We start from the raw sequence: 7,951 nt of genomic DNA, 5'->3' as shown, positions 1-7,951 counted from the left end.
AACAGTGAAATTTGCGATAACGGCGGTGGAATTGATACAGCGATTTTACCAAAAGTATTTGATCCCTATTTCTCTACTAAAGATGAAAAAACGGGGACCGGATTGGGGCTGTATATGTCTAAAATGATTATTGAAGAGCATCTTCACGGCTGTATTGAAGCCTCAAACAATAAAGACGGCGGAGCATGTTTTAAAGTCCGATTATTGAAAAAATACAATAGCACTTCCGAGCATCAAACGGGAGAAGAAAATTAAAGGTTGATCATGGATATTGAACTTCTGAAGAAAAAAGTCGAATCACTCAAAGTAAAAACAAAAGAATTTACGATTCTTTACGTTGAAGACGAAATTGGTCTGCGGGAAAAAGCCACCCTCTTCCTTAGTAAAATCTTTGACCATATTGAAACCGCAGCCAACGGTGTAGAGGCACTGGATAAATATTTACACAATGCATACGATATTGTCCTAACCGATATGCTTATGCCGAAAATGAACGGCTTAGAACTGATTAAAAATATCCGTCTGCACAGTGAAAAACAAGAGATTATTGTCCTCTCCGCCGACACCGATTCCGAAATTTTATCGCAATGCATACAATTAGGGGTAACCGGATATCTGATAAAACCGATTGATTTTAATCAGGTGTTGACAGTACTGGAACTCTCCATTGATAAACTCAATGCATTTCGCGAAAATGAGATGTATAAATCCCAACTTGAAACAATGGTAAACGAACGGACCGAAAAAGTACGGCTCCTACAAGATCAACAGGTATCCAACTATGATCATGTAATCCGTTCTTTGGTTAAAATGATAGAAGGACGAGATACCTACACGGGCGGACACAGTGAACGAGTAGCCCTCTATTCTCAAAAAATTGCCGAAGCCATGGGATGTACCCAAGAAGAATCTGAATTGATTTATCAGGCGGGAATATTACACGATATCGGAAAAATCATCACCCCCGATGCCATTTTACTAAAGCCGGGAAAATTAACGAACAATGAATATTCTTTAATCAAAAACCATGTTACGGCTGGGTACGAGATTCTCTCTGAAGTCCCTATGTACAGTAAATTTGTCGATATTATCTATGCCCATCACGAACATTATGACGGAAGCGGCTATCCGAGATTTCTAAAAGGTGAAGAGATTCCTATGCCCGCACGGATCATGGCAGTGGCCGATGCGTTTGACGCCATGACTACCGGCCGAATCTATAAATCGAAAAAAACGGGGTCCGAAGCAATCGCCGAATTACGAGAGCTAAGCGGTATATGGTATGATCCAAAAGTCATTGAGATCGCACTGGATGTTTTAACATTAATCGATGTTGATGAGAATGTCAATCAAGAACCCCATTCGTACATCGAGGATGAACGTTTTGCCTACTTTTATAAAGATCCTTTAACCCATCTATACAATCACGACTATCTTGATTTTATTCTTAGAAAAAGCAAAGAGAAAAATGAAAATATATGTTTGCATTTGATTAATATCAAAAATTTTACATCCTACAATCAGCAATACGGATGGAGCGAAGGGGATATATTGTTAAGTCAATTTAGTAGCTATTTAGAATCTGAATTTTCCGACTTTCAAATTTTTCGTATTTTTGGCGATGATTTTGCACTCTTGAAAGCATCCCATCAAGAGATTGATATTACGCACATCAATACCATACCGCTATTGAGACAAAACAATCTTTATTGTGAGCATAAGCATCTCGATTTACCCAATGAAACGATCAATACGTACAAAGACTTACAAAAATGCTCTCTCCCTGAAAACTGTAATGTCTGATATCAAATAGGCATAACACTACAATACTCTTTTTTCTTCTCCGATATAACGCTGTCTGGGACGAGCAATTTTCATCTCCTGATCGTTTTTAAGTTCAATCCATTGCGTAACCCAGCCTACGGAGCGACCTATGACAAAGATAATCGTAAACATCGATTTCGGAATTTTTAAGGCGGTCAAAATGAGACCTGAATAAAAATCGATATTGGGATAAAGTTTACGCTGAATAAAATAGTCATCACTTAAGGCAATTTGTTCGATTCTCTCCGCAATTTTAAGTAAATCATTGTTCACCCCAAGCTCATCTTTGAGCTGATCAAGAAGGTTTTTAAGGATTTTGGCACGGGGATCAAAGTTTTTATAGACCCTATGTCCGAATCCCATCAATTTAAAATCATCGTTCGGATCTTTCGCCCGTGCTATAAAATCATCCACCTTATCCAAACTTCCGATGTACTCAAGCTGAGCGATCACCGACTCGTTTGCCCCGCCATGCGCCCTTCCCCACAGTGCATTGATCCCGGCAGACAAAGAAGCATACGGATGCGCTCCCGTTGAAGCAACGGCACGTACGGTCGAGGTAGAAGCATTTTGCTCGTGATCGGCATGAAGGGTGAAAATAGTATCGAGCGCTTTAACTTCAACATCGCGTATTTCCAAGTTTTCTCCCGGATAAGCGCGCAGCATGTAGAGAAAATTTTCAGTAAAAGGGCGTTCAATATCGGGATAGATATACGGGATACCAAACATTCGTCGGTGGGTAAATGCCGCAAGTGTCGGAATCTTCGCAATAATACGACGCGCCATAACCTGAGCTTCTTCATCATTTTTTACATTCAGATGCTCAAAATAAAACGTCGAAAGGGCTGACACTGCCGAAGACATCATCGCCATCGGATGCGCTTTGTCCGGAAATGCGTCAAAGAGCCGTTTGAGTCCTTCATGAACAAAAGAACGCTTACGTAATTCCATATCGAAAGATGCACGTTCGGTTTCATTGGGAAGTTTACCCATAAGAAGTAGATAGGCAACATCCAAATAGCTTTTTTTGGTTGCTAAATCACTAATATCATATCCGCGATACAGCAACTCCCCCTTTTCACCGTCGATGTAGGTAATAGCAGAGCTGCAACTCGCCGTGGAGGTAAATCCCGGATCGTAGGTAAACATCCCCGTCTCTTTGTAAAGCGAGCGTACATCGATCACATCGGGTCCCATACTCGGACTAAGAATCGAAAATTCATAGCTTTTTCCGGTACGGTTATCGGTAAGGGTAACAGTGCTCATACCTTTTCCTTTTTGATTTTCATTATAGAGGTAATATAGCATTTTTTAGTGTAATATTTCCGCTAGTACCCTTTTTTTTCATGTTAATAGTATAAAATAACTCTATCTCTCACTCAATCGAAAGGATCACATGAATGATCGCCACTATGAAGTTCTTATCGTCGGAGCGGGAATATCGGGGTGCGCTCTCGCTTACGAACTTGCGCGATATACCGATGTCTCTAAAATCGCCATTGTTGAGAAATACGGTGCCGTTGCGACATTAAACTCCAAAGGGACAGCTAATTCCCAAACGATCCATGTCGGTGATATCGAAACCAACTATACCCTCGCCAAAGCAGCCATTACCAAACGAACCGCCAAAATGGTCGAAAAATATTGTCTGCAGCACAGCTATCAGAACAGTATTATTTTTTCCCACCAAAAAATGGCTCTCGGTATCGGCGACGAAGAGGTGGAATTCCTGCTAAGCCGCTATGAAGAGTTTTCCGAACTCTTTCCCTATCTAGAGGTATGGGACAAAGAGAAGCTCAAACTGCTAGAACCCCGCGTCATATTTGATGAAGAGGGAAAGGAACGCCAAGAGACCATTGTCGGAATCGGAACTCAGGGGCAATGGACGACGGTAGACTACGGAAAAATGGCACAATCGTTTATCTCTAACGCCAAAAATGAACCCGATACGACGGTAGATCTGTTTTTAAACGCGCCAGTACTCAGCATCGAAAAAAATCCCGTACGCGGCTATACGGTTCGTACTCCGGAGGGTAACTATACCGCTGATTTTATTGTCACCGACGCAGGCGCACACAGTCTTTATCTCGCACATGGCATGGGTTACGGTCATGATTACGGTTGTCTTCCGGTAGCGGGAAGTTTTTACCTCACGTCCAAACATATCCTTAACGGCAAAGTCTACATGATCCAAAATCCGAAACTCCCGTTTGCAGCACTGCACGGCGATCCCGATATTCTTGCAGACGGAAATACCCGTTTCGGGCCCACCGCCCTCGTCCTCCCCAAACTCGAACGATTTACCGGAGGAACCTACCTCGATTTTTGGAAAACCTTGAGACTGGATCGAAATGTGGTTATAGCCTTGTGGAAACTCCTCCGCGAAAGCGATATTCGCAACTATATCTTTCGCAATTTTCTCTTTGAAATTCCATGGTTTAATAAACGTCTTTTTTTACACGATGCCCGCAAAATTGTCCCGTCCCTTCAACTTGATGAGTTTGAATACGCTCATGGTTTCGGGGGAGTACGCCCGCAGGTTATTGATAAAAAACAGCAAAAACTTCTCCTTGGAGAAGCCTCAATTAATACAGGAGAAGGAATTATTTTTAATATGACCCCCTCCCCCGGGGCAACAAGCTGTCTGGGAAATGCGGAGCGCGATCTGCGCTACATCGTTCAGTATTTAGGAAAAACATTTGATGAAGAACGATTTAACAACGAACTTACCGATGGAGAGTACTGTGTCCTCTCTGCGCCGATAGAAGCTCAAAAACGGACCGTCAATGCAATTCGAGAGGCAATGAATGCCCATGAAAAAGAGTATTTTGAAGAAATTCATGTAGGAAAACCGAACGAATCCTTTTGGCAACGACCGCACAGTTTGTGGAGAAAAAAATAATTACCCCTTAGTTGGGGCAGGCATATTGACGAGAAGAGTTGAGAATCGCTCCAGATAATTCCAAAAGGATTGAATGTATTCCGGTTTTATCCCTTCTTCTTCGAGAAGGGGGAGAAGTGAAGCAAAAGAACTAAGCCAGATTCGGCGCCCTCGCTCATCGATTCGAAATCTCTGATGACGTGCCAGCATACGAGGATCTCCTCGTGTCTGAGCAAAATAATCGGGGCCACCGCATATCTGTATGAAAAAATCGGCTGCGTGTTTTTTTACCTTCGCATACTCATCTTCGTAATCAACCGGAAACATAAAGGCAATATCGCTGTTGCGAATATTCTCGTAATGATCATCGACAAGTTTTCGCAAACGCGTTTCACCCACTTGAGTAAAAAACCCCGTATTGGGTTTGACTATCGGGGAATCGACGCCTAATGTACTCTCTTTGATGGTAAAGTCCATTTTGGTTACATCCTTTTCTCAGTCCCCCTAAGGGTTACCGGATTAAAAAAGTTCTTCTGCCCAAATACCGAAAAAAGATTCGATCATTTCTAATACGTCTGAATAGGCGCTGTACAAAGTAATTGTCATAAGACTTCCTTGAACGAGTATATGATCAGCTACAAGCAAGATTCATTCCTATTCATAAGTAAAGTAAAAGTAACGATAAGGGATTTAAACGTGAGGGATTATGCGAATGATTTAAAAATCACTCTGCAGCGTATGCTTGTTGCATATAATACTCAAGCTTTCCATCCATTGCACTCATAATCGAAGCTAGGATTTTATCTTTCTCATCATTGGAAAGTTTATTTCCCGTTGATTTTTCAATCGCATAGATTGCTGTTGATGCTGCGGTATCGAGAACATAGTTATTCAATGCTATCGCCATTTTTGCCGTGTGATCCCCGATAACTTGGGAAATATGGTGTTGTAACTCTATTAGCATTTGTTCATTCATTTGAAAATCCTCTTATTTAGTATAAAGTCATGTAAGTACGGTATTATATCTCACGTAAGCTCTTCAATCCGCAGTATTAAACGATTATATCAGCAAAATGTTCCTCATAAAAATCATTTGACCAATTATAACTTTCCGTCGCCATTGCACTTAATTTATCTTCGTCAAGATTCAGGTTTTTTATTTTCTCTTGAATATCAGAAAAACTCTCGTCCTCAATAGATACGACCAAAGCAAGCATATCCCCGAGTATCCCCTCGTTATCAATTAATGCGGATAAAATAGAATCATTGAGATGAATCCCGCTAAGTACCTCGTTCATAGGCAATCCAAACATGACGTCAAACAATGAAAGCAACCCTGCTAAAAAAGCTTCTTCATGGATTGATGTATCCGTACACGAGGCTAAACAACTCATCATTTTTCCGCGAAACAGTGCCGATAAAAGAATAGGTTCTGAAAACATCGGCCCGATTGCATCTGCATAGAGAAATAACAAAATCCACTGTTTTAACGATTGTCTTCCGAGCAATGCCATGGCATGACGCAAAGAAGAAATAGGCTCTTTGACCCCTATTGCAACGGAGTTAATATATTTCAAAAGATTTATAATCAAATGGGGACAAATTAAAAGTTTTGATTCTAACTCTTTTATATCCGCATTTGAATCGATCAACGCGATAACTTCCAAAAGCACTCGATGGGACGGATCGAATTTTTTTTGTGAAAATACGGTAGGTTTTTCATAAAAATAGCCTTGAAAATAGGTGAATCCTGATTTTTTATAATACTCGTAATCTTCGATCGTTTCTACTTTCTCGGCAAGGAGTTTTATCCCTTCATAGTGTTCAAATAAGTTGATTTTTTCGTCTATTATCTCTTTGCTTGCGGCGAACAGATCGATTTTAACGTAAGACAAATACTTGAATACAGGTTCAAACCGTACAATCATCTCTTCGCTAAGATCCATATCATCCAAGGCAAATGAATACCCTTGCTCTTTAAGATTTTTTACATTGGTTACAAATTCAGTATCCACAAGAGTATTCTCTAAGATTTCCAGAACAAATTTATCCGCAGGGATGGCATCAAACAGAGGCGTGTTAAAAAAAGTATGATCAATATTGATAAAGCCGTAATGTTTACCGAGAAGTTTTCGTGATCCGAAGTTATTGAGAGCATTGACTAAAACACGGCATGTCGCCTGCGTATTACAAGATATTGGGGCAGCATAATTGTCAAAACTTTGACGAAACAGTAACTCATAGCCGTGAAGATGTCCGTTCAAATCAATAATGGGTTGTCGTCCGATAAAGATATTTTGCATAAAGAGCCTACGATTTAATATGACGTATAGCATAGCAAATGAAACGAATATATATACTTAATTAATTAGCTAATTGACTAATTGTGTTAAAAAAGTTACTTTTTATGAATGTTTTTTTATTTTTTTTGAGGATTGTAGGTTTAGTAAATTTCTGAAAATCAGTTTTGAACTGAATTCTGACTCAATTTTTTTTCTTCGTATGACAAAATCGAACCGCTAAAAGCATCATAGAGTTTTTTGCATTTTTCGATATCGACATCAACATAGATTTTTTTTCCATCTTTAAAACTCATGATCAACCCTGCTTTTCGGAGAATGTCAATATGTGCCGAAATAGTTGGCATAGAATACGTGAACAATGCGGCAATCTCAGTGATGCACATCATTCCGTTCTTATGGACGCTTTTGTCACCGTTCGATAATATCTGTTCAAAAATTTCAAGTCTTGTTTTATTCCCAAGAGCTTTATAAATATCTACTTTTTCGTCAAACGACATTTTCCTTTTATCAATAAAAGACATACCCCTCCTTTTGTATCCTAACACTTATATATAATATATTACTATGATTGTATATAACATTTGTATTGGAAGCAAACGCTATATGAATTGACTACGAAATTTTAAGTTCTATTAAAAGTAAGCAAATCAAGCATTTTAGGGACTTTTTCAATACAAATGTTATAAAATGTTAACTTTTTTATCAATACACTATTAAGATCTACTTACGTAAAGTCATGACTAATAGTATCTCGGTACTGTTGCATCTGTGTTGCATTTTTTGCACCACTAATAGTTTACAAAAGAGAAGTGGAGGAATGTAGGTAGGTACAACGTAAGCCGGGTTCTGGATAAAGTGATAATTAATCTACTGCCTAGATTACTCTAGGCCTCTAGCGAAACAATAGCGATGTAGGACGCTAACCATCTGTTTCTTGCTGCGC

At 39.7% G+C, this 7,951-nt stretch carries 8 protein-coding genes; 3 read left to right on the top strand and 5 right to left on the bottom strand.

Translation table 11 applies throughout. The features are described from left to right. Positions 1-255: HAMP domain-containing sensor histidine kinase (locus tag Q0C19_RS09325; protein WP_295055364.1), on the top strand; the 255-nt coding region annotated here is incomplete at its 5' end. A gap of 9 nt (positions 256-264) precedes the next feature. Then, on the top strand, positions 265-1,803 hold the full coding sequence (locus Q0C19_RS09320; RefSeq protein WP_295055362.1) for an HD domain-containing phosphohydrolase: 1,539 nt from the start codon (positions 265-267) through the stop codon (positions 1,801-1,803). Positions 1,804-1,821: 18 nt separating this feature from the next. Here Q0C19_RS09320 and Q0C19_RS09315 read toward each other — a convergent pair whose 3' ends face one another. After that, on the bottom strand, positions 1,822-3,090 hold the full coding sequence (locus Q0C19_RS09315; RefSeq protein WP_295055360.1) for a citrate synthase: 1,269 nt from the start codon (positions 3,088-3,090) through the stop codon (positions 1,822-1,824). A gap of 130 nt (positions 3,091-3,220) precedes the next feature. On the opposite strand from Q0C19_RS09315, the gene Q0C19_RS09310 reads away from it, so the two are divergent. Further along, the gene (locus Q0C19_RS09310; protein ID WP_295055358.1) at positions 3,221-4,726 is read left to right on the top strand and encodes an FAD-dependent oxidoreductase; all 1,506 of its coding nucleotides are present in this window, start codon (positions 3,221-3,223) and stop codon (positions 4,724-4,726) included. On the opposite strand, the gene Q0C19_RS09305 is transcribed toward Q0C19_RS09310, so the two are convergent. From Q0C19_RS09305 to Q0C19_RS09290, 4 genes are all read right to left on the bottom strand, one after another. Then, positions 4,727-5,182, bottom strand: a complete 456-nt coding sequence (locus Q0C19_RS09305; protein ID WP_295055356.1) for a globin — start codon at positions 5,180-5,182, stop codon at positions 4,727-4,729. 247 nt (positions 5,183-5,429) lie between these two features. Further along, positions 5,430-5,681: a hypothetical protein gene (locus tag Q0C19_RS09300; protein WP_295055354.1), complete on the bottom strand. Its 252-nt coding sequence runs from the start codon at positions 5,679-5,681 to the stop codon at positions 5,430-5,432. Between the two features lie 76 nt (positions 5,682-5,757). Beyond that, complete coding sequence (locus Q0C19_RS09295) at positions 5,758-7,008, bottom strand: EAL domain-containing protein (RefSeq protein WP_295055352.1); 1,251 nt, start codon at positions 7,006-7,008, stop codon at positions 5,758-5,760. A 158-nt stretch (positions 7,009-7,166) separates the two neighbouring features. Further along, on the bottom strand, positions 7,167-7,529 hold the full coding sequence (locus tag Q0C19_RS09290; protein ID WP_295055350.1) for a metalloregulator ArsR/SmtB family transcription factor: 363 nt from the start codon (positions 7,527-7,529) through the stop codon (positions 7,167-7,169). Positions 7,530-7,951: the final 422 nt, after the last annotated feature.

It is taken from the genome of Sulfuricurvum sp., from assembly GCF_023250475.1.
GTDB lineage: Bacteria > Campylobacterota > Campylobacteria > Campylobacterales > Sulfurimonadaceae > Sulfuricurvum.
This window is presented reverse-complemented; position numbering and strand designations above follow the sequence as displayed.

Excerpts from the sequence above, each read along its gene's own strand:
- Q0C19_RS09310 (WP_295055358.1), top strand. The coding sequence starts at position 3,221 with ATGAATGATCGCCACTATGAAGTTCTTATCGTCGGAGCGGGAATATCG.
- Q0C19_RS09300 (WP_295055354.1), bottom strand. The coding sequence starts at position 5,681 with ATGAATGAACAAATGCTAATAGAGTTACAACACCATATTTCCCAAGTT.
- Q0C19_RS09315 (WP_295055360.1), bottom strand. The coding sequence starts at position 3,090 with ATGAGCACTGTTACCCTTACCGATAACCGTACCGGAAAAAGCTATGAA.
- Q0C19_RS09290 (WP_295055350.1), bottom strand. The coding sequence starts at position 7,529 with ATGTCTTTTATTGATAAAAGGAAAATGTCGTTTGACGAAAAAGTAGAT.
- Q0C19_RS09305 (WP_295055356.1), bottom strand. The coding sequence starts at position 5,182 with ATGGACTTTACCATCAAAGAGAGTACATTAGGCGTCGATTCCCCGATA.
- Q0C19_RS09295 (WP_295055352.1), bottom strand. The coding sequence starts at position 7,008 with ATGCAAAATATCTTTATCGGACGACAACCCATTATTGATTTGAACGGA.
- Q0C19_RS09320 (WP_295055362.1), top strand. The coding sequence starts at position 265 with ATGGATATTGAACTTCTGAAGAAAAAAGTCGAATCACTCAAAGTAAAA.